At 63.6% G+C, this 19955-nt stretch carries 16 protein-coding genes and 2 pseudogenes; 11 read left to right on the forward strand and 7 right to left on the reverse strand.

The features are described from left to right. Together BMZ70_RS09025 and BMZ70_RS09030 are read right to left on the reverse strand one after the other, a co-directional pair. Window positions 1-1026 carry an amidohydrolase family protein gene (locus BMZ70_RS09025; RefSeq protein ID WP_092272642.1) on the reverse strand — a complete coding sequence of 342 codons (1026 nt, stop codon included), beginning with the start codon at window positions 1024-1026 and terminating at the stop codon, window positions 1-3. Window positions 1027-1038: 12 nt separating this feature from the next. Then, window positions 1039-2148 (reverse strand): 4-oxalomesaconate tautomerase, encoded by a 1110-nt coding sequence (locus tag BMZ70_RS09030; RefSeq protein WP_092272645.1) that lies wholly within the window; start codon window positions 2146-2148, stop codon window positions 1039-1041. A gap of 119 nt (window positions 2149-2267) precedes the next feature. Between BMZ70_RS09030 and BMZ70_RS09035 the strand changes: the two genes are divergently transcribed. The 4 genes from BMZ70_RS09035 to BMZ70_RS09050 all read left to right on the forward strand — a co-directional run bounded on the left by BMZ70_RS09035 (window position 2268) and on the right by BMZ70_RS09050 (window position 7352). Beyond that, window positions 2268-3473, forward strand: coding sequence for a LysR family transcriptional regulator (locus BMZ70_RS09035; protein WP_092272648.1), 1206 nt, complete (start codon window positions 2268-2270; stop codon window positions 3471-3473). 131 nt (window positions 3474-3604) lie between these two features. After that, a complete protein-coding gene (locus BMZ70_RS09040) occupies window positions 3605-4939 on the forward strand; it encodes an MFS transporter (RefSeq protein ID WP_092272651.1) in 1335 nt (444 codons plus the stop codon). Window positions 4940-4951: 12 nt separating this feature from the next. Beyond that, the gene (locus tag BMZ70_RS09045) at window positions 4952-6235 is read left to right on the forward strand and encodes a gallate dioxygenase (protein WP_092272654.1); all 1284 of its coding nucleotides are present in this window, start codon (window positions 4952-4954) and stop codon (window positions 6233-6235) included. Window positions 6236-6257: 22 nt separating this feature from the next. Next, window positions 6258-7352 (forward strand): porin, encoded by a 1095-nt coding sequence (locus BMZ70_RS09050; protein WP_092272657.1) that lies wholly within the window; start codon window positions 6258-6260, stop codon window positions 7350-7352. Here the strand turns inward: BMZ70_RS09050 and BMZ70_RS09055 are convergent, their stop codons facing one another. Further along, window positions 7353-8060: a siderophore-interacting protein gene (locus BMZ70_RS09055; protein ID WP_092272660.1), complete on the reverse strand. Its 708-nt coding sequence runs from the start codon at window positions 8058-8060 to the stop codon at window positions 7353-7355. A 32-nt stretch (window positions 8061-8092) separates the two neighbouring features. Between BMZ70_RS09055 and BMZ70_RS09060 the strand changes: the two genes are divergently transcribed. From BMZ70_RS09060 to BMZ70_RS27970, 3 genes and pseudogenes are all read left to right on the forward strand, one after another. After that, entirely contained in the window at window positions 8093-8545 is a 453-nt protein-coding gene (locus BMZ70_RS09060) for a MarR family winged helix-turn-helix transcriptional regulator (protein ID WP_092272663.1), read from the forward strand. A gap of 126 nt (window positions 8546-8671) precedes the next feature. Then, window positions 8672-9115 (forward strand): annotated as a pseudogene (locus BMZ70_RS09065) (manganese catalase family protein); the annotation flags it as partial. A 103-nt stretch (window positions 9116-9218) separates the two neighbouring features. Then, window positions 9219-9533: a hypothetical protein gene (locus BMZ70_RS27970; RefSeq protein WP_130300838.1), complete on the forward strand. Its 315-nt coding sequence runs from the start codon at window positions 9219-9221 to the stop codon at window positions 9531-9533. Here the strand turns inward: BMZ70_RS27970 and BMZ70_RS09070 are convergent, their stop codons facing one another. Both BMZ70_RS09070 and BMZ70_RS27975 read right to left on the reverse strand, forming a co-directional pair. After that, complete coding sequence (locus tag BMZ70_RS09070; protein WP_092272666.1) at window positions 9534-11087, reverse strand: PAS domain S-box protein; 1554 nt, start codon at window positions 11085-11087, stop codon at window positions 9534-9536. It lies immediately after the preceding gene. Between the two features lie 130 nt (window positions 11088-11217). After that, on the reverse strand, window positions 11218-11517 hold the full coding sequence (locus BMZ70_RS27975; protein ID WP_130300836.1) for a hypothetical protein: 300 nt from the start codon (window positions 11515-11517) through the stop codon (window positions 11218-11220). Here BMZ70_RS27975 and BMZ70_RS28560 point away from each other — a divergent pair, their 5' ends adjacent. Both BMZ70_RS28560 and BMZ70_RS09080 read left to right on the forward strand, forming a co-directional pair. After that, entirely contained in the window at window positions 11518-12819 is a 1302-nt protein-coding gene (locus BMZ70_RS28560) for an arsenate reductase/protein-tyrosine-phosphatase family protein (RefSeq protein ID WP_207231514.1), read from the forward strand. Then, window positions 12816-15077, forward strand: a complete 2262-nt coding sequence (locus BMZ70_RS09080) for an acyltransferase family protein (protein WP_092272669.1) — start codon at window positions 12816-12818, stop codon at window positions 15075-15077. Before BMZ70_RS28560 ends, BMZ70_RS09080 begins: the two co-directional genes overlap by 4 nt. A 1-nt stretch (window position 15078) precedes the next feature. Here the strand turns inward: BMZ70_RS09080 and BMZ70_RS09085 are convergent, their stop codons facing one another. Beyond that, window positions 15079-17400, reverse strand: a complete 2322-nt coding sequence (locus BMZ70_RS09085) for a glycoside hydrolase family 31 protein (protein WP_092272672.1) — start codon at window positions 17398-17400, stop codon at window positions 15079-15081. Between the two features lie 190 nt (window positions 17401-17590). Between BMZ70_RS09085 and BMZ70_RS09090 the strand changes: the two genes are divergently transcribed. Continuing rightward, on the forward strand, window positions 17591-18742 hold the full coding sequence (locus BMZ70_RS09090; protein ID WP_092272675.1) for a GGDEF domain-containing protein: 1152 nt from the start codon (window positions 17591-17593) through the stop codon (window positions 18740-18742). Window positions 18743-19152: 410 nt separating this feature from the next. After that, a pseudogene (locus BMZ70_RS29295) lies at window positions 19153-19452 on the forward strand (DUF2971 domain-containing protein); the annotation flags it as partial. A gap of 55 nt (window positions 19453-19507) precedes the next feature. Here the strand turns inward: BMZ70_RS29295 and BMZ70_RS29300 are convergent. Further along, window positions 19508-19741, reverse strand: coding sequence for a type II toxin-antitoxin system RelE/ParE family toxin (locus BMZ70_RS29300; protein ID WP_092272679.1), 234 nt, complete (start codon window positions 19739-19741; stop codon window positions 19508-19510). Between the last annotated feature and the right edge of the window lie 214 nt (window positions 19742-19955).

Below are 19955 nucleotides of genomic sequence, written 5' to 3' on the forward strand. Positions count from 1 at the left end.
TCACAGGCCCTTCTCCTTCAGTGCGCGGTCCAGGCGTGGGAATACGCGGCGCGCGTTGCGTTCAAAAATATCGGTGCGATCGTCGGCAGTCAGGTTGGCCGCTTCGATGTAGCGCTTGGTGTCGTCGTAGTAGTTGCCGGTCTCCGGATCGATGCCGCGCACGGCGCCGATCATCTCCGAGGCGAACAGCACGTTCTTGACCGGCATGACCTTGGTCAGCAGGTCGATGCCCGGCTGGTGGTAGACGCAGGTGTCGAAGAAGATGTTGTTCAGCAGGTGCTCGGTCAGCAGCGGCTTTTTCATTTCCTGCGCCAGGCCGCGGAATCGGCCCCAGTGGTATGGCACGGCGCCGCCGCCGTGCGGGATCAGGAATTTCAAGGTCGGGAAGTCCTTGAACAAATCGCTGGTCAGGCATTGCATGAAGGCGGTGGTGTCGGCGTTCAGGTAGTGCGCACCGGTGGTGTGGAAGCACGCGTTGCAGCTGGTGCTGACGTGGATCATGGCGGGAATTTCGTACTCCACCATTTTCTCGTAGATCGGATACCACGAGCGGTCCGACAGCGGCGGCGCGGTCCAATGGCCGCCCGACGGATCGGGATTGAGGTTGATGCCGACCATGCCGTACTCTTTGACGCACTTTTCCAGTTCCGGAATGCTGGTCGCAGGATCGACGCCCGGCGATTGCGGCAGCATGGCCGCGCCGATGAAGTGGTCCGGGAACAGCTGCGCCACCCGCGCGCACAGCTCATTGCAGATAGCGGCCCACGTCGCGCTGGTGTTGAAGTCACCGATGTGATGCGCCATGAAGCTGGCGCGCGGCGAGAAGATGGTCAGGTCCGAGCCGCGCTCTTTCATCAGGCGAAGCTGGTTGGTTTCGATGGAGTCGCGCAGTTCGTCGTCGCTGATTTTCAGGTCAGCGACTTTCGGCCCGAGCTCCGGCGTGTTCAGGTTGGCGATCTGCTTGTTGCGCCATTCTTCCAGCGCTTTCGGCGCGGTGGTGTAGTGGCCGTGGCAGTCAATAATCATGGATGGATCCTTTTAGAGGTGCGCGGGGACCAGCACTTCGCCCCGCATGATTGGACGGGCGGTACGCAGCAACGCGGCGCGTACGACCTGCCCTGATTGGTCGGTTTCCAGTTCGACGCTGAATTCGCCGGTGGGATGTTCGATCGAAAGCGCCTGGCACGCCGCGCTGCCCACGGCGGCGATGCCGTCGGCCACGGTGCCCGGCAGGACGCAGGCTGTGGCCACGGTCACAGCGGCCAGCACGCCGATGGAGTCGTGGCAGACGTGCGGAATGAAGCAGCGGGTGCTGACTGCGCCGCCCTCGCGCGGCGGCGCGATGAGGCACATCTTCGGGTAGTTTTTGGCGGCGACGTCGCCAAGGCCCATCAGCGGGCCGGCGGCGAGACGCAGTGCTTCGAGGCGGGCCCGTAGTGCGTCGTTGGCGGTCAGCTCGGCGGCCGGCTCGTATCCGGTGATGCCAAAGGCGGAGGCACGCACCAGCACCATCGGCATGCCATTGTCGATCAGCGTGGCGTCGACTTCGAACGGCGAGGCGGCGGGTACGGTGATGCGGTCCAGCGTGCGGCCGGTGGGCAGCAGCGATGGGCATACAGAACCGGCGGTGTCGAGGAAATTGATGCTGATCGGCGCGGCCGAACCGGGCACGCCGTCGATGCGGGCGTCACCATCGTATTGCAGCTTGCCGCCCGGCGTTTGCACGGTGACGTCGCACTGCATATCGGTGTTCAGGGTAAGGATGCGCGCAGTGGTGGTGCCCTGCGCGATCGGCAGCAGCCCGCGTTCCAGCGCAAACGGCAGCACCGCCGCCAGCATATTGCCGCAGTTGGGCGTGACATCGACCGTGTCGTTATTCGGCTGTAGCTGGGCGAACAAAAAGTCCAGGTCCACGCCCGGCGTATGGCTGCGGCGTACGATGCCAACCTTGCTGGTCAGCGGGTGCGCGCCGCCCAGACCATCGATCTGGCGCGGATCGGGCGAGCCCATAGCCGCCAGCAGGAAGCGGTCGCGCGCGGCGCGGTCGGCCGGCAGGTCGGACTCGAGAAAAAACGGACCACGCGAGGTACCGCCGCGCATCAGCATGCAAGGCACGGCGCGCTGGTCGGAAACGGGATGTAGGCTCATGGTGGCGGATGTCTGTGCAGTGTGAATGCCACCAGTATCCGCGTCAGCCTCATTTGCGTGGTTGCGTTGTAGGCTGTGATTTGTTCTAATCTGCTTATTGCAGCCTTAAAACCCTCACCATGTTCCTGGTCAGCCTGCGTCACCTTCATGCCTTCAATGCGGTCGCCGCCAGCGGCGGCATCCGCCGTTCGTCCGAGAGCTTGTACCGCGCCTCGTCCGCAGTGGCGCGCTCGGTGGCAGCGCTGGAAGAGAGCCTCGATGCGCAGCTGTTCGAGCGCAAGGGACGCGGCATGCTGCTCACCGCCGCCGGCGATGTAGTGCGCAAGCGCGCCGACCGCATCGAGGCCGAACTGCACGCGGTGCGCGACGAAGCCATGCGCCTGCGCGACCGCAACGGCGCCAAAGTCGGCGGCATCGAAGCGCTGCTCAACGAACGCCGGCTGCAGGCCGCGTCGCTGCTGGCCGAGATGCACCATATGCCCAGTGTGGCGCACGTGATGGGGGTATCGCAGTCGGCCGTCAGCCAGGCCATCGCCCGGCTGGAAGACATGCTGGGACAGGCGCTGTTCCTGCGCACCGCGCACGGCATGGTGCCTACCGATGCCGGCCGGCGCTGGACCGAATCGTTTGAGCGCGTGCTGTCGGAGCTGCGCCACATCCCGGAAGACATCGCCGCGCTGGCCGGCGTGGTGCTGGGCGTGGTGACGATCGGCGCGCTGCCGCTGGCGCGTTCGCAGCTGCTGCCTGTGGCCATTTCGTCAGTGTTGAAACGCCATCCACAATTGCAAATCCGTTCTCTGGAAAGCCCGTATGAAGAACTCACCGCCAGCCTGCTGAGCGGCCGTATCGACTTTATCGTTGGCGCGCAGCGCGCCGGCGCCGGCGATGCGTTCGAATCGCGCTCGCTATTCGAGGACAAGGCGGCGCTGGTGGCGCGCACCGGCCATCCGCTGGTCAAGCGCAGCAAGCTGACGCTGGAAGATCTGGCCGGCTACCCGTGGGGCCTGTCGCGCAGCGGCACGCCGTTGCGCGAATCGCTGGTGCAGTTTTTTGAACGCCACGGCAAGCAGCCACCCTCGCCCGCCGTGGAAACCGGCGACCTGGCGCTGCTGCGCGGCCTGTTGGTTTCCAGCGACATGCTGACCGTGTTATCGGCGCATCAACTACATCACGAAGTTCGCACGGGCCAGCTGGTAGTACTGCCGTTCGAAATGCCCGGAATGGAACGCAGCATCGGCGTCACAACCCGCAAGAATGCGCATTTGTCGCCCGGCGCCTACGCGCTGCTGGCCGAAATCGAGGCGATCAGCCGAAACTGGCGATAAGCAGATTGAAACGGTTCAGCAAGCAATAGCAATACACCCCCTTCTGTCCAAACGTACACTGGTGAAGCGGTGGCGGTATCAGCCGCCTTTACACCACTTTACAAAAAACCTAGCTGTACACAGGAGACTTAATGAATATAGGACAAACGCTCGACGTCCGGGCACACATCAACGGCCGGAGCATGAGCCGCTATCAATGGCTGCTGCTCGCCCTCTGCTTCCTGATCGTCGCCACCGACGGCATGGATGTGGCCATCATGGGCTTCCTCGCCCCGGCCATCACCAAGGAATGGGGCATCTCGCGTGCCGCCTTCGGCGTGGTGATGAGCGCCGCCCCGATCGGCCTGGCCATCGGCGCCATTCTGGTCGGCCCGATGTCGGACCGCTTCGGCCGCAAAAAACTGCTGATGACTTCCGTCGCCTGGTTCGGCGCCTTCAGTGTATTGAGCGCCTTTGCGCAAGACGTCACCACCTTGTCGCTGCTGCGCTTCCTGACCGGCCTCGGTCTGGGCGCGGCGATGCCGAACACCACCACCCTGCTGTCGGAGTACGTGCCTGAACGTTCGCGTTCGACGCTGATCGCCATCATGTTCACCGGCTTTAACCTCGGCTCCGCACTGGTCGGTTTCGGTGCGGCGGCGCTGCTGCCGGACTACGGCTGGCGCGCAGTGCTGATCGCCGGCGGCGCGATTCCGCTGGCCTGCCTGCCGATCTACCTGCTGCTGGTGCCTGAATCGGTGCGCTTCCTGGTGGTGCGCAAATTCCCGGCCGAGCGTATCGGCCGCACGCTGCGCCGCGTGGTCGGCGGCGAAGTGCCGGCCAATGCGCAATTCACCATCAGCGAACCGCAAGTGACCGGTTCGCAACCGGGCAAGGTACTGTTGTCCGCTGCTTATCGCGGCACCACGCTGTCGCTGTGGGGCACCTACTTTATGGGTTTGCTGGTGATCTACCTGCTGAGCGGCTGGCTGCCGACCATGATCAAGGATGCCGGCCTGCCGATCGAACGCGCCGCCAACATCACCGCGCTGTTCCAGTTGGGCGGCACCGTGGGCGCGCTGCTGGTGGGCTACTTCATGGACCGCATCTCGCCAAACAAAGTCATCTCGCTGGCCTACATCGGCGGCGCCGCCTTTATCCTGTGCCTGTCCTCGGGCAGCGTGGAATCGTCGCTGTTCTCGCTGTTCGTGCTGCTGGCAGGCTTCTGCATGAGCGGCGCGCAAACCGGCCTGAATGCCTACGCCCCGTCGTGCTACCCGACCGTGGTGCGCGCCACTGGCGTCAGCTGGATGCAGGGCATGGGCCGCTTCGGCAGCATCTTCGGCTCCTTTGCCGGCGGCGTGCTGCTGTCGATGGGCTGGGGCTTCAGCGCGGTGATCGCCATCCTGGCGGGACCGGCCACGCTGGCGGCCATCTTCATCATCATGAACAAATTCGGTCAACGTACCGTCGCAGCAAAAGCATAAATAGGAACTATCATGGCTAACATCATCGGCGCCATCGCCTCTTCCCACACCCCGACCATCGGCTTCGCCCTGGACGCCAACAAGCAGCAGGACGCTGCGTGGGCGCCCATCTTCAAGGCCTACGAGCCGGTGCAGCAATGGCTGGCGGAGAAAAAGCCCGACGTCCTGCTGGTCGTCTACAACGACCACGTGACCTCGTTCTTCTTCGACCACTACTCGGCCTTCGCGCTGGGGATCGGGAACAGCTACAAGGCGGCCGATGAAGGCGGCGGACCGCGCAACCTGCCGCCGGTGGCCGGCCACGCGGCGCTGGCGCGCCACATCGGCCAGTCGCTGATGGCGGACGAATTCGACATGTCCTTCTTCCAGGAGAAGGCGCTCGATCACGGCTGCTTCTCGCCGCTATCGATTTTGTGGGATCACAAGGACGGCTGGCCGGGCGCCATCGTGCCGCTGCAAGTGGGCGTGCTGCAGTTCCCGGTGCCGTCCGCGCGCCGCTGCTACAAGCTCGGTCAGGGCCTGCGCCGCGCCATCGAAAGCTATCCGGAAGACCTGAACGTGGTGCTGGTCGCCACCGGCGGCCTGTCGCACCAGGTGCACGGCGAGCGCGCGGGCTTCAACAACACGCCGTGGGACCACCAGTTCCTCGACCTGTTCGAGAATGATCCGGAAACGCTGCTCAATATGACCCACGCCGATTTCGCCCGCCTCGGCGGCTGGGAAAGCGCGGAAGTGGTGATGTGGATGGCGATGCGCGGCGCCATGTCCGATAAGCTGAACTGCATTCACCGCGAGTACTACCTGCCGTCGATGACCGGTATCGCCGTGGCGCTGTACGAGAACGCGGCATCGACCGACAAGTCGCTCAACGCCACCGCCATCGAAGCGCACCGCGCCCACATCGCGCACCAGACCAAGGGTGTGGAAGAACTGCCGGGCACCTATCCGTTCACGCTGGAGACCAGCGTGCGCGCGCACCGCATCAACAAGTACCTGCACCAGCTGGTCAAGCCGGAGTTCCGCGTGCAGTTCAAGGAATCGCCGGAAGCGACCTACGACGCCGCCGAATTGACGGCCGAAGAGCGCGACCTGATCACCCGCCGCGACTGGCGCGGCATGATCCAGTACGGCGTGATCTTCTTCCTGCTCGAGAAGCTGGGCGCCGTGGTTGGCGTGTCCAACCTGCACATCTACGCCGCTATGCGCGGGCAGTCGCTGGAAGACTTCCAGAAAACCCGCAACGCGCCGGGCGCTTTGTATTCCGTAGGCTCGTCCGCTACCTGGGACAAAAAATAAACACAACTAGGAGACTTAAAACATGAAAAAAACCATCGCCATTGCAGCAGCTATTACCACCACCATCATCGCATCGGGCGCCGCCCAGGCGCAGAGCAACGTCACCATGTACGGCATCATCGACGCCGCCGTGGAGACCTACACCAACGCCGATGCAGCCGGCAACAGCGTGACCCGTATGCCTTCGCTGGGCGGCGGCATGTTCCCATCGCGCCTCGGCTTCCGTGGCACGGAAGACCTGGGCGACGGCCTGAAAGCCATCTTCCAGCTGGAGAACGGCTTCGCGCCGGACACCGGCACCCAAGGCCAGAACCGCCTGTTCGGCCGCCAGGCCTGGGTCGGCCTGCAAGGCAAGTGGGGCCAGGTAACGCTGGGCCGCAACTACAATATGCTGAATATCTCGACCTACGATGTGGACATCCTCGGTCCGTCGCAGTACGGACTCGGTTCGCTCGATTCGGCCATCCCGAACGGCCGCGTCGACAACTCGATCGCCTATCGCGGCACCTTCAGCGGCGTGACCGTCGGCGGCACCTATAGCCTGGGCCGCGACACCTCGACCGCCGGCGGCCCAGCCGGCACCAGCTGCGCCGGCGAAAGCGCCACCGACGCCGTGGCTTGCCGAGAGTGGTCGGCGCTGCTGCGCTACGACGGCAACGGCTATTCACTGATCAGCGCCTATGACCGCATCTACGGCGGCGCCGGCGCTGCCAATGGCCTGACCAGCAGCAGCAAGACCGACAGCCGCGCCCACGTGGCCGCGTTCATCAAGCAGGACGACTGGAAGCTGGGCCTGGGCATCATCACCCGCAACAACGAGGGCTCGACCACTCAGCCGCGCAGCAATCTGCTGTACATCGGCGCCGCCTACAATGTGACGCCGCTGTTCACCGTCGACGGCCAGATCGCCAGGCTTGACTACCGCGCCACCAATAACGACAGCAAGCAGGTGCTGATTCGCGGTATCTACAACCTGTCCAAGCGCAGCGCGTGGTACATCGCCGCAGGCCATATCTCGAACGACGGCACGGCGGCATTGGCACTGAGCGCCGGCGGCTCGGTCGGCGCCGGCATGGGCCAGACCGGCATCATCACCGGCATCAAGCACTCGTTCTGATCAGCTGAGATCTTCGTGGTGGCCGGAAGCGCCCTGCTTCCAGTACGCCGAGATACGGGCCGCCTCGCGCGGGTGGCCCTTGTCGACCAACACGGCGTCGCGCACTTGCGCGGCCACCAGCGCCTCTCCCGCAAACCAGAAGAAACCTTCGCCGTCCGGCAGCTGCAAGGCACGGATGGCGTCCAGCAGCGCCTTGTCGTCGGCAAAGCGCTGCAGCGTTACCTGCGCCGCGCTGTCGAACGATAGCGCGGCCGCTTCCTCGCCCGCCACCAGTACCTGCACTTTCGCGCTCGCTGGCAGTTCTTCGAGGCGGCGGCGGATGGCCGGCAGCGCGGTCGCATCGCCGGCCAGCACATGCCACGCATAATCCATCGGGATAATCATCGAGCCGCGCGGGCCGGCGATCACCGCCACCTGCCCCGGCGCCGCCTGACGCGCCCAGTCGGAGGCCGCGCCGGTGGCGTGCAGCGCAAATTCCACCGTCAGTTCGCGCGCCGCGTGGTCGTAATGACGCGGCGTGAAATCGCGCCGCACCTCGTCGCTCAGCATGAATTTGACATGGTCGTCGTAGGAGGCCGAGACGAAATCGTGTAAGGTCTCGCCTTTGAATGTTACGCTGACGTAGTTCGGAGCCAGATGCCGCACCTTGACCACTTCCAGTTCGCGCCGTTTGATTTCATGCCGTACGCGTTGAATTCGATTGCTCATCTTCGGCTCCTTAGTTGATAATGTCACCTATTATGACCAAACAAGTTAATAAAGTCAACCAATCCGAACAAGTGTTCGACGCCATCCATTCGGTGATGCACCTGTACCGGGCGCGCCAGCTGCGTGGTTTGCGCGATACGCCGCACGAGCTGACCCATATGGAATACAAGGCGCTGGGCTTCTTCTCACGCCATCCCGGCGCCACGCAGGGCGATCTGGTGGCGCACTCCGGGCGCGACAAGGCGCAGCTGGCGCGCCTGCTGAAAGGCTTGCGCGACAAGGAATTGCTGGACGCTGCGCCCGACGACAACGACCGCCGCATCACGCGCCTGACATTGAGCGCCGAAGGCCGGCGCGTGTTCGACGGCTTGCACAACCTGGGCGTGCAAGCCTCCAACGCGGCGGTGGCCGGCATGAGCGCCGAGCAGCTGGCGCAGTTGCAAACCCTGCTGCAACAGATACGCAACAACCTCGCAGACGAGTAAACACAGCTGAGCCGTTGCGATGCCGTGCCAGCGCTGTCTTACAGCGCGCAGGCACGGGCGCTGATATCCGGCGTGCCACAGGTTGCCTAACATGGACTTCCAACTTACCGCAGGAGGTTCGCCAAGTTCGCCCACAACAAACGTCTGCAATACACTGTACGGGTCAGTGAAACCAATCCCGGCCTCGCCAACCTGATGCTGGAACAATTCGGCGGCCCGCAGGGTGAACTGGCGGCGGCATGCCGCTATTTCACCCTGCGGGCCGAGGATGACCCAGGCCGCAAGGACATGCTGTTCGATATCGCCACCGAAGAATTAAGCCATCTGGAAGTGATCGGCAATATCGTGGTCATGCTGAACAAAGGCGCGAAGGGCCGGCTGGCGGAAGGCGCCGATGAGGAAGCCGAAATGTATCGCGCCATCTCCGGCGCCGGCAACTCCAGCCATGTGACGCAGCTGCTGTATGGCGCCGACGCGCCGCTGATCAACTCGGCCGGCGTGCCGTGGAGCGCGGCCTATATCGACACCATCGGCGAGCCGACCGCCGACCTGCGCTCCAATATCGCGGCCCCTGAAGCCGACCCGCTGACCGGTGCGGAACTGGGCGAGGCGCTGAATGGCGTCGCCGCCAGCGACGGCCAGACCGGCAACGCCAGCCTGCCGCGGTAAGCACATGCACAGCCCCCCCCGTGCGTCATCGCCTACGGTGGCGCATGCTGGCCGGCGCAGCGATCGCGCTCGCCGGGCTGCTGCTGTTGCTGCACGACGGCGCGCTGCTGATAGCCGCCCTGCCCCCGAGGGCGCACAGTGCACTGATCGGCGGCTGCTGGGCGGCCGCGTGGCCATCGGCGTCGGCTACGGCGGCGTGGATACGCTCAAGGCCCACACGCTGGCCACCGGCATCGCGCACGGCCATTGCAATACCGCCGCTTGTGCGCTGGTGATCGGCTTCATTGTCATGATGGTGCTGGATACGGCGCTGACCTGACTACAGCACCTTCAGGGTGCGAATCAGATCACTGAGGCGGTAAGGCTTGGCAATCAGCTCAAACTCGCCGACGTCCGGCATCTGGTCGCGCAAGGTGCTCTTGACGTAGCCGGAGGCCAGCACGATTTTCAAATCGGGGAAGTCGCGCCGCGCGGTCGTGCCCAGTTCCGCGCCGCTCATGCCGGGCATGACCACGTCGCTGAACAGGATGGCGATGTCGGGCTGGCGGCGCAGCATATCCAGCGCCTGTGCGCCGTTGTCGGCCGACACGGCTTTGTAGCCAAGGTGGGTAAACAGGCTGATGGCCGCTTCCAGCACGTCGGGCTGGTCATCCACCACCAGCACCTTGACCGCGCCGGCGCCGGCGTCGGCGTCGGCATCGGCCTCCACCCGCTCGCGCGCCACCGCGCCCTCCCCGCTCACCGCCGGGAAGTACAGCGACACCGTGGTGCCCTCGCCCACGCGCGAATCCAGTGCCAGCGCCCCCTGGCACTGCTGCATCATGCCGTACACCTGGCTCAGGCCCAGTCCCGTGCCCTTGCCGATTTCCTTGGTGGTGAAGAACGGCTCGACGGCGCGCGTGATGGTCTCGGGCGTCATGCCGGTGCCGCTGTCGCGCACCGTCACGCGCACATAGCGGCCGGCGGGCAGGCGGTCCACCTGGTTGTCGGCCAATGCCACCGCGTCCGCCGCCACATCGACCTGCCCGGCCTCGCTCATCGCGTCGCGGGCGTTGACCACGAGGTTGAGCAGCGCCGATTCAAACTGGGTGGGATCGATCATCGCCTGTGGCAGCTCGCCGTTCAGCTGCAGGGACAAGTGCATATGGTCCGGCAACGCGCGCCGCAGCACGGCCTCGAACGAACGGATCACCGGCGCCAGATCGTGCGCCTCTTGCCGCAACGGCTGCTGCCGCGCAAAGGCCAGCAGCTGCTGCGTCAGCGCCGCACCGCGCTGGGCGGCGCGCGTCATGGTATCCACCGAGCGCGCCGTGACGGCCGGATCGCGCGATAGCCGCAGCAGTTCCAGCCCGTTCATGATGACGCTCAGGAGATTGTTGAAGTCATGCGCGATACCGCCGGTCAGCTTACCGATGGCTTCCAGCTTCTGCGACTGGAACAGCGCCTCGCGTGCCCGTTCCAGCTGCTCGGCCGCCTCGTGGCGCTCGGTGATGTCGCGCGTGATCTTGGCAAAGCCCAGCAGTTCGCCCTGCGGATCGACGATAGGGTCGATCACCACGCTGGCCCAGAAGCGGCTGCCGTCCTTGCGCACGCGCCAGCCCTCGTCCTCGAACTTGCCGGTGGTGCGCGCCACCTCCAGCGCAAAGGCAGGCCGGCCGTTCGCGCGGTCCTCGTCGGTGTAGAACATGGAAAAGTGACGGCCGATGATTTCGTCCGGATGGTAGCCCTTGAAGCGCTGCGCGCCGGCGTTCCACGTCACCACCACGCCATCCGGCGACAGCATGTAGATGGCGTAATCGGTCACGCCCATGATGAATTGGCGGAACCGCTCGGCTTCAATCGCGTGTACGCTGGACAAGGCACTCTGCTGCATGGGCATCTCCGGGGGCTGATTTCGCCATTCTACTTGAGCCGGGGCGAAAACCGGGCACAGTTGGGATATCGTCCGTCATGGACAAATGAAGGAGGTTTGATCGAGCGCATATCCGGTAAGGCGACGATGACTACACTGGTCTGATTGCCGTCGGGGGGCTGTCATGCGCGTCTGCTTTACCATCGATACGGAGTTCAGCATCGCCGGGGCGTTTGCCGATCCGGCGTTGCGCCCGGTCGGCGTGCCGATGGTGCTGTGCGAGGCCGGAGGCCATTCGCAGGGGCTGGATTTTTTGCTGGGCTGTTTCCGGCGGCGTGGCATGCACGCCACGTTTTTTGTCGAGACGGTGCAGCGGCATTACTTCCGTGATGATCCGATGCGCGCGCTGGCGGCGCGCATCGCTCAGGACGGGCATGAGCTGCAGCTGCATGTGCATCCTTGCTGGGCGGTGTTCCAGCATGAGGACTGGCCGCAGCGGGTGCGCTTGCAACCGCGCCAGGACGATCTGGCCGGGCGCGAGCTGGCGTCGACGGTGGCGCTGCTGCGGCAGGGACAGGCGACGTTTGCGGAGTGGGGATTGCCCTCGCCGCAGGTGTTTCGCGCGGGGAGCTTGCAGCATGACGAGAATCTGTATCGCGCGCTGGCTGCGGTGGGGATTCCGTACAGCTCCAACATTGGCCTGGGCGTCTACAACTGCGGACTGGCAGATTATCAGTTGCGCGCGGGGCGGCATGTGCGGCATGGGGTGCAGGAATGCCCGGTGATGACCTTTGCGGACTGGCCGGGGCATGCGAAGACAGTGTCGGTGTCCGGGACCAGTTTTGCGGAGATGCGCGCGCTGCTGGATAGCGCGCATGCGGCGGGGCTGGAGCTGGTGGTGATCCTCAGTCATCCGTTTGAGTATGTGCAGAGTTATGGCGACGGCTTCCGAGTGCTGCGGCGGCATGCGGTGAATCAGTCGCGGCTGGAGCGCTTGTGCGACTACATCGCCGCCAATCCGGACCGGTTCCAGGCCAGCGGCCTGGCCGCTGCGGCCAGCCAGCCGATGACCGCCGCGTCGTCCGCCAATCCCCTGCTGCGCGGCCGTCCGTGGCACACCGCCGCCCGCCTCGCCACGCAAGTGCTCTACGACCGTTACGGCCAACTCGTGCTGGCCGCGCGGCAGTTGCTGCTTGGGTGGCTGGAGCGGCGGCATGGGACCTGGCGGGGCGTGGTGCGGGCGCTATTGGCCCGGGGCGCGCTGCGCGGTGGTCTGTTGAAGGCTTATCGCCTGCGCCATCCCGAGCGCGTGCGGCGGCTGGTGTTTGTCTGTCTCGGGAATATTTGCCGCAGCGCGTATGCGCAGCACGTCGCCATACAGCTTGGCTTGCCGGCGGTATCGATCGGTCTCTCGACCTGCACCGGCACGGCCTCGCCCGATGCCGCGTTGCGCGCTGCGCAGCGCTGTGGCGCAGACCTGAGCGTCCATCGTGCTACCGATTTCCGCGATTTTGAAGTCCTGCCGGGCGACCTGTTTCTGGCGATGGAAGTCCGCCACGCCCACGAGCTGCAACACCGCCTGATCGCCCGCACTGACGTGCAGATCGAGCTCCTCGGGCTGTGGTGCGAGCCGCCGATGCCGCACCTGCACGATCCCTACACGCTATCCGACACCTATTTCGACCGCTGCTTCGCGCGCGTACGGCAAGCCGTTCATGGTTTGCACCGCGCGCTCTCGGGGAGCGCGGCATGAACCGCTCGTTCTCCATCTACCTCGATCTGGTGCGCGTGCTTAGCGCGCTGGCGGTGGTGCTGTACCACTCCAATCTGCGCCTGCTCAGTACAGACAAGCTCCCCTTCAGCAACCACGGACACGCCGCCGTCATCGTGTTCTTCGTACTGTCCGGCTACGTCATTTCCCACATCACCGCCACGCGCGAGAACACGCCGCTGGAATACTGGTCGAGCCGTCTGGCGCGTTTTTACTCGCTCGCGCTGCCGGTGGTCCTGCTTACGCCTTTACTGGACCAGCTGGGCGAAGCGATGGCGCCACAGTTCTACGACGGCCGCACCACGCACGATCTGGCCTGGCTGCGCATCATCACCAGTCTTGCCTTCCTCAACGAAGCGTGGACGCTGTCGATCATGTCATTCTCCAACGTGCCGTATTGGTCGCTGTGCTACGAGTTCTGGTACTACGTGCTGTTTGCGATTCTCACCTTCACGCGCGGGCGTAAGCGCGTGTTGTGGTGTGGCGCGGTGATGCTGCTGATCGGGCCCAACATCCTGCTGCTGGCGCCGGTGTGGGCAACGGGTGTGGTGCTGCATCGCTGGGCCGCCTTGCAGCGCATGGGCCGCACCGGCGGCCTTGCACTGCTGCTGGCGTCGTGCGCAGCGTATGGCGCGTTCCATCATGCCGGCCTGACCGAAGCAGGCAGCGCGTGGCTACGCCAGTTAATCGGTACGCACTGGCACCAGCAGTTGGCGTTCTCGCGCTACTTGGTCACGGACTATCTGCTCGCGCTGATCGTGGCAGCGCATTTCGTCGGAGTGCGAGCGCTGGCCGGCGCGCTGCCGCTGGAACGCATCGCATCGCCGGTGCGGGCGACGGCTGCCTACACCTTCAGCATCTACCTGCTGCACCAGCCGTTGATCCAGTTCTATGCAGCGCTGTTCAACGGTGACCCGTCCGGGCCGGGCTACTATCTCGTCACCATGCTGGCGGTTTTTTCCAGCATCTTCGTGATCGGCGCCGTGACCGAGCAGCAGCGCCACCACTGGCGGCGAGCGATCCACGGCTGGCTGGCATCGCCCGCGCCGCAGCCGCTGCCCGCCGTGGTGCTGGGCATCGATACGCCGATCGGGCTTGCCATCATCCGTGATCTTGGCCGGCATGGTGTGACGGTTTATGGCATTGCCCGCAGCGAGGGTGCGCTGGGCCTCAGCTCGCGCTATCTGCATCGCGGCATGCAGCGCGCAGACGACGTGGTGGCGCAGCTGCGCAGGTTGGGCGATGAGATCGGACCGGCGGCGCTGTTTGCCATCGCGGAAACCGACATCCTCGCGCTCAACAAGGCTCGCGTCCAGTTGCCCGGCTATCGCTTCATGTTTGCTGACCGTGAGCGCATGGAGCGCGTGCTGCGCAAGGATCTGACCTACGCTGCGGCGGCACAGGCCGGCGTGTTCGTGCCGCGCACCTGGCATCCGGCCAGCATCGATGACGGTGCCACAGCCGCTGCTCAGGCGCGCTTCCCGGTGGTGCTGAAATGGGCGGATCCCAACGCGATGATCCCCCTGCTGCGGCAGGCGGGCATGCGGCTGGAGAAAGCGCAGTACTGCGATGATGCGGATACGCTGATGGCGGCGCTGCGCCGTTATCAAGTGCTGGCGCGGTTTCCGATGGTGCAGGAATACTGCGCCGGCTATGGCCTCGGGCAGTTTGTGCTGATGAAGGATGGTCAGGCGTTGTACCGCTTCCAGCACCAGCGACTGCACGAGTGGCCGCCAGAGGGCGGAACGTCGACGTTGTGCGTGTCGCTGCCCGCCTCCCGTCATGTGGAGTTGATGCGGCAGTCGGTGGCGCTGCTGCGGGCGTTGGAGTGGGAAGGCGTGGCGATGGTGGAGTATCGCTACGATTCGTCCACCGGGCGCGCGGCATTGATGGAGGTGAATGGGCGATTCTGGGGCAGTTTGCCGTTGGCCTGCCAGGCCGGCGCGAATTTTCCGTGGTACTGCTATCAGGCGCTAGCCTTGCAGGAACAAGTCGCCGGCACGGCGTACGAGGAAGGTGTGCGATGCCGCTACATGACGGCAGAGACGCGCCGCCTGCTGCACGTGAGAACGTGGCGCGAGCTGGCAGGCTATCTCACCGAATTCCTGCGCCCGCGCTCCGGCTACTTCGTGCATGACTGGCGGGATCCGCTGCCGCTGTGGCGCGACTTGCGCCACAGCGTGCTACAACGCTTGCCGCAGCGGGTGCGCCAAAAGCGCTATCCCGCCAAAGCCAAGTGACTTACTTGCCGATCACCTTGACCGGCGCCGAACCGCCGCCACTCAGCTTGCCGGCCGCATCGTCCCATTTCAGGACGGTGGTGGTTGACTTGCCTTTCTCGTAGTCGTAGCTCACGCCATCGTCTTCGTACAGGCGGAACTCGCCGCTCTTGCCCGGATAGACGTTGATGCTGGCGATGCCTTGCTTGGTCGCAGTCGACTGCACATCCGCACCAATCGGCACGATCGAACCGGCCTTCACGAACACCGGAATCTGATCGATAGGCGCGGCCACTTTCACCCAGCGTCCGCCGGCCAGTTTCTCGTTGGTCCAGAAGTTATACCAGTCCGCGCCAGCCGGCAGGTAGACGTCCTTCTCGGTCTGTCCCTGCTCCGTCACCGGCGCCACCAGGAAGGCCGGGCCGAACATGTACTGCGTGCCGATGTTGGCCACGTTTGGATCGTTGGCGAAGTCCATCCACAGAGGACGCATGAACGGCGCGCCGGTGTCGTGCGTGAACTTGGCCTGCGAGTAGATGTACGGGATCAGCTGATAGCGCAGCGTGTCGAAGCGCGCCATCACCGCCTCCGCCTGTTTGCCGAAGGCCCAGATCTCGGCCGCCTTGCGTTCCCCGTGCAGGCGCAGCGTCGGCATGAAGGTGCCGTACTGGAACCAGCGCGTCAGCAGTTCAGGATAGTCGTGATACTGGCCCACCACATCGCGCGCATCGGACGGGTCGAGCAGCGGCGGCTTCACCGCCGACGACTCGCGCGGCAGGTTCTGCCAGCCGCCGATATCGTTGCCCCAGTATGCGATGCCGGACGCCGTCATATTCAAGCCAGTCGGCACCTGGCGCGCCAGCGCTTCCCAGGTCGGATGAATGTCCGAAGACCAGAACAAGGCGCCGGTGCGCTGCGAACCCAGATACGCGGCACGCGACAGAATCAACACGCGCTTGTTCGGCTTCCAGCCGCGCATATTCTCGGCCACGCCTTCCACGTGCATCAGCGGGAACAGGTTGTGATAGCGGTCGCCCGAGCCGATCGAGTAGAAGAAGCCACTCGGCACCAGATCCGGCTCGGTCTCGTCCAGCCACGGATAATCGAAGCCCTGCGACAGGATATTGTCGCGCGCCTTCTCCCAGAACCACTTGCGGGCCGCAGGATTGGTCGGGTCGATCAAGCCGCCGGTGCGGTCGGAGCGGAACGGCAGGCCGTCCACCGTCTTGCCGTCCTTGTCCTTCAGCAGATAGCCCTTGCTATCCAACTCATTGAAATAGCGGCCCGAGGTCTCGTAGCGCGGCCAGATCGAGATGATGGACTCCATGCCCATGTCGTGCAGCTGCTTGTTCATCGCCTTCGGATCAGGGAACTGCGCCGGATCGATATCCATCTGGCCCATGCGGGTCCAGTAGAACCAGTCCAGCACCATCACGTCCAGCGGGTACTTCTTCTCGCGATAGGTCTTCGCCACGCGCAGCAGTTCCTGCTGGCTGTCGTAGCGGGCCTTCGACTGAATCAGGCCAAACGCGGACTTCGGCGGAATCGGCGTCTTGCCGGTCACGCGCGCATAGCCCGAGTAGATTTCCTCCGGCGTCGAACCGGTGATGACGAAGAAGCTCACGCGCTCGCCCACATTCGACTGGAACGCCGTGCGGCCATTCACGCCGGCCACGAAACGCGTGGCGGACGGGTTGTCCCACACGATGCCGTAGCCCTTGGACGACACCATGAACGGCACGCACACGCTCTCGCCGGCCGGCGCGTCGTACCAGTGCTTGCAATCGAGCGTGCGGCCGCGCAGGTCCAGTGGGCCGAGCGATTCCTGGTTCTGGCCCATGCCGTAGTAATGCTCATCGCGCGCCACCGAGAACGAGGCGCCGACCTGGAAAGTCTTCTCCGTGTTGACGGTCTGCGGCGACATCTCCCAGCCGTTCATGCTCACCACCTGTTCGCCCTTGGCGTTCAGCACCTGCAGGCCGACCGGCGCCAGCGACGGCGCGAAATACTTCTGGCCCTGCGTTGGCACGGAAGGCGGCGGCGCCGGATTCACGCGCACCGTCATGGCGGAGGAAGTGAATACGTCAGCTTCGCGGTTGCCGCCGCTGTGGCGGAAGGCGCTGTTGTCGCTGTTCTTCGGCAGGATGCCGTAGCCGGGACCTTTCAGGACCTCGGCCTTGTCGACCGCGATGGTGACGTGCACCACGTTCGGGCCGTAGGCCTCGATCGAGACGAAGGCGCCGTCGCGGTCCAGCGTGGCGATGGGGGCGGCAAAAGCGGTGGCGGAAAATGCAAAGATCGATGCGAGCGCGGTGAACACCGGCGTGTGGGCGAGCAGTCTCATAGGCCTCTCTATGGTTGAGATGTGTCCAGCATTTTGCTTGGTCATTTTCAGAATATCAATTGCGAAAATCACCAAGTCGACCAACGTTTCTGCCTGAGCGAAATTGCACGAAATTTCACGAATGTTGCATATAAAACACGTTTTTCCCGGCGACCACAAGGCATAATCACTGCATATTGCGAGGTGCCCGATGTCCTACGAGATAGTGCATACCTTTGGTTTCACGGTGTATTTTGTGTTCCTGCTGTTCTTCCTGTGGATCAGCAGGTTCGCCAGGACCAGTTCCGGCGCCGGCTGGTGGGCGCTATCGCTGGCGCTCGCGCTGTGCGGACGGCTGGCGTTGTTCCTGATGCTCCCGTCCAGCAATGTGCACCCGGCCACCTTCATCTACGCCATCTTCATCGTGCTGGAAAAGCCCTTCCTGCTGACCGGCCTGACGCGCTTCCTCAACCTCGACCTGCGCGAGCGCTGGTTCTGGCTGGCCGCCGCCATCGCCGAACTGTGGATCATGCTGACCTGGATGGCCGACGCGCCGAACCTGATGCGCAGCGGTGGCTACACGCTGGTCAACGCTGCCTTCCTGGCCTACGTGGCGTGGCTGGCGTTCCGCCATCGGCACGATGTTCCCGGCTGGGCGCTGACCATGACGGCCGCCTCCTCTGCCGCCCTGGCAGTGCATTGGCTGGTGGCGCCCTACATCATCGCCGTGCAGCCGTTGTGGTTCCGCAACGGCTTCGTGCTGGGGACCATGCTGGTGCTGTTGCAGTATTCCTCGCTGCTGTCGGCCATCCTGCTGCGCTTCCAGAAGCGGCTGGTGGATGCCGAGGCCAGGGCGCTCGGCATGGCCTTCCTCGATCCGCTGACCGGCCTGAAAAACAAGCGCTACATGGAGACCCTGTTCGACCATGCGCTGCTGCTGGCCACGCGGCCGCACCAAGTGGTGGCCGTGTTCTACATCGACCTCGATAACTTCAAGCCGATCAACGACAGCGCCGGCCACGCGGTCGGCGACCAGGTGTTAAAGGAAGTGGCGGCACGGCTGCAAAAACACACCCGCAGTACCGACATCTGCGCGCGCGTGGGCGGCGACGAATTCATCGTCATCGGCACCCAGCTGGAAAATCCGGACCAGGCCTACGAAATCGCCAAGAAGCTGCTCGACCAGCTGACCGCAGAGATCCCCGCCGGCGGCGCCAGCTACGCGCTGGGCGCCAGCATCGGCATCAGCCTGTACCCCATCCACGGCACCCAGCTAGCCGACCTGATCGAACGCGCCGACAAGGCCATGTACCAGGTCAAACGCAACGGCAAGAGCGGCTACGAGATCTACGACGCACGGTGAACCTCAATGCGGCTTGTCGGTAGCAGCAGTCACTCGCTTTCAAAATAGAAAATAAATCTATGAAGACTGACAATACTTCCCCATTGAGGAAAATTAGCTTCAAGTACCGAGCAGGACCCGCAGCATTGCGTTGCCTATCAGAAGGAGCTGCCTACTTTGCGCGCCCCTCAGAATTCAACGACTGTCTTGAAGCACAATTCGATCACTCTAGTGTGGCTGACTATATCGCGCAAATGGATCAAACCATTAAAGAGATTGCGCAGCAACGCGGGGGAGTTGGCGGCTACTCCCTACCCGAGCACGCATTAGCTTCATTTGAGACCAAGTACGCATGCGACAACGCGAGCTTTTTGGATGCCGCTCAAAAAGTGGGCATCTATTCCACGGCAAGCCGACCTGACAACCAGCCCATGTGGGCCTATTACTGTGATAATTCCAAGGGATTTTGTTTTGAACTAGAGTGGCCCGATCCGCTGCTGGCAAAGTATCAAATAGTGCCAATCGGCGTGGACTACTCTTCAACAGCCCGAATATATAACCGAGCTGACGTTTTTGAGAAATTAATCCGTGAAGAGGCCAACTTGCATCCAAAATGGTCGATGGCACAAATTCTAGAAGAGACCCGAACTGATTTTTTTAATTTCCGCTTTCAGATGCTAAATACCTGCAGAGCAGCATCAATCAAGCACAGTGACTGGGCTCATGAGAACGAAGTAAGATTCATCACTCCTCGTGCTGGTCCCGTGCCGATAATAAAGGACATACTTAAGCGTGTTTATTTCGTACGTACAGGTGCCAGCTACGCAATGAATGGTCGGCAAAGAAATGTGCGTAGCGACGCGAACCGATATGGGGCTCATCACAAAGATCCTGCAAGGCAGCCTCAAGCTCATCCACAAAACTGTCTGCCAACTGATCCGACACCTCTGCGTAATAGTCGGCAATTTCTTGCACGTCCAGCTCGGCGGTAGGCGAAAGTTTAAAATTCACATCATCCACGCCGAGAACGAATGCGCGCCTTGAGTGACGTGCTTAAGGCCGAGATAGTAGTTGGCTTCGACGGACCACTGTTCACGCCCTCCATGACCAGGTCGTAGACGCGCTTCTCCGCATTATTTTGCGGACCTGTTGCCTCGGCAGCGCGAGGCAGCGGGAGCTTCCGTTTTTTGGGTGACGTGGTCATGAACCAATTATAGGCTCCTGCGGACTGTGT

Origin of the sequence: Duganella sp. CF402, from assembly GCF_900109645.1 — a bacterium.
In the GTDB taxonomy this organism is placed as follows: Bacteria; Pseudomonadota; Gammaproteobacteria; order Burkholderiales; family Burkholderiaceae_D; genus Rugamonas.

What these genes read in the sequence shown, in the direction of transcription:
- BMZ70_RS09055 (WP_092272660.1), bottom strand. Translation starts at nt 8,060, where the DNA reads ATGAGCAATCGAATTCAACGCGTACGGCATGAAATCAAACGGCGCGAA.
- BMZ70_RS27970 (WP_130300838.1), top strand. Translation starts at nt 9,219, where the DNA reads ATGCACAGCCCCCCCCGTGCGTCATCGCCTACGGTGGCGCATGCTGGC.
- BMZ70_RS09045 (WP_092272654.1), top strand. Translation starts at nt 4,952, where the DNA reads ATGGCTAACATCATCGGCGCCATCGCCTCTTCCCACACCCCGACCATC.
- BMZ70_RS09025 (WP_092272642.1), bottom strand. Translation starts at nt 1,026, where the DNA reads ATGATTATTGACTGCCACGGCCACTACACCACCGCGCCGAAAGCGCTG.
- BMZ70_RS09080 (WP_092272669.1), top strand. Translation starts at nt 12,816, where the DNA reads ATGAACCGCTCGTTCTCCATCTACCTCGATCTGGTGCGCGTGCTTAGC.
- BMZ70_RS09085 (WP_092272672.1), bottom strand. Translation starts at nt 17,400, where the DNA reads ATGAGACTGCTCGCCCACACGCCGGTGTTCACCGCGCTCGCATCGATC.
- BMZ70_RS09060 (WP_092272663.1), top strand. Translation starts at nt 8,093, where the DNA reads ATGACCAAACAAGTTAATAAAGTCAACCAATCCGAACAAGTGTTCGAC.
- BMZ70_RS09050 (WP_092272657.1), top strand. Translation starts at nt 6,258, where the DNA reads ATGAAAAAAACCATCGCCATTGCAGCAGCTATTACCACCACCATCATC.
- BMZ70_RS09070 (WP_092272666.1), bottom strand. Translation starts at nt 11,087, where the DNA reads ATGCAGCAGAGTGCCTTGTCCAGCGTACACGCGATTGAAGCCGAGCGG.
- BMZ70_RS27975 (WP_130300836.1), bottom strand. Translation starts at nt 11,517, where the DNA reads ATGCAGCTGCAGCTCATGCCCGTCCTGAGCGATGCGCGCCGCCAGCGC.
- BMZ70_RS09030 (WP_092272645.1), bottom strand. Translation starts at nt 2,148, where the DNA reads ATGAGCCTACATCCCGTTTCCGACCAGCGCGCCGTGCCTTGCATGCTG.
- BMZ70_RS09035 (WP_092272648.1), top strand. Translation starts at nt 2,268, where the DNA reads ATGTTCCTGGTCAGCCTGCGTCACCTTCATGCCTTCAATGCGGTCGCC.
- BMZ70_RS09090 (WP_092272675.1), top strand. Translation starts at nt 17,591, where the DNA reads ATGTCCTACGAGATAGTGCATACCTTTGGTTTCACGGTGTATTTTGTG.
- BMZ70_RS09040 (WP_092272651.1), top strand. Translation starts at nt 3,605, where the DNA reads ATGAATATAGGACAAACGCTCGACGTCCGGGCACACATCAACGGCCGG.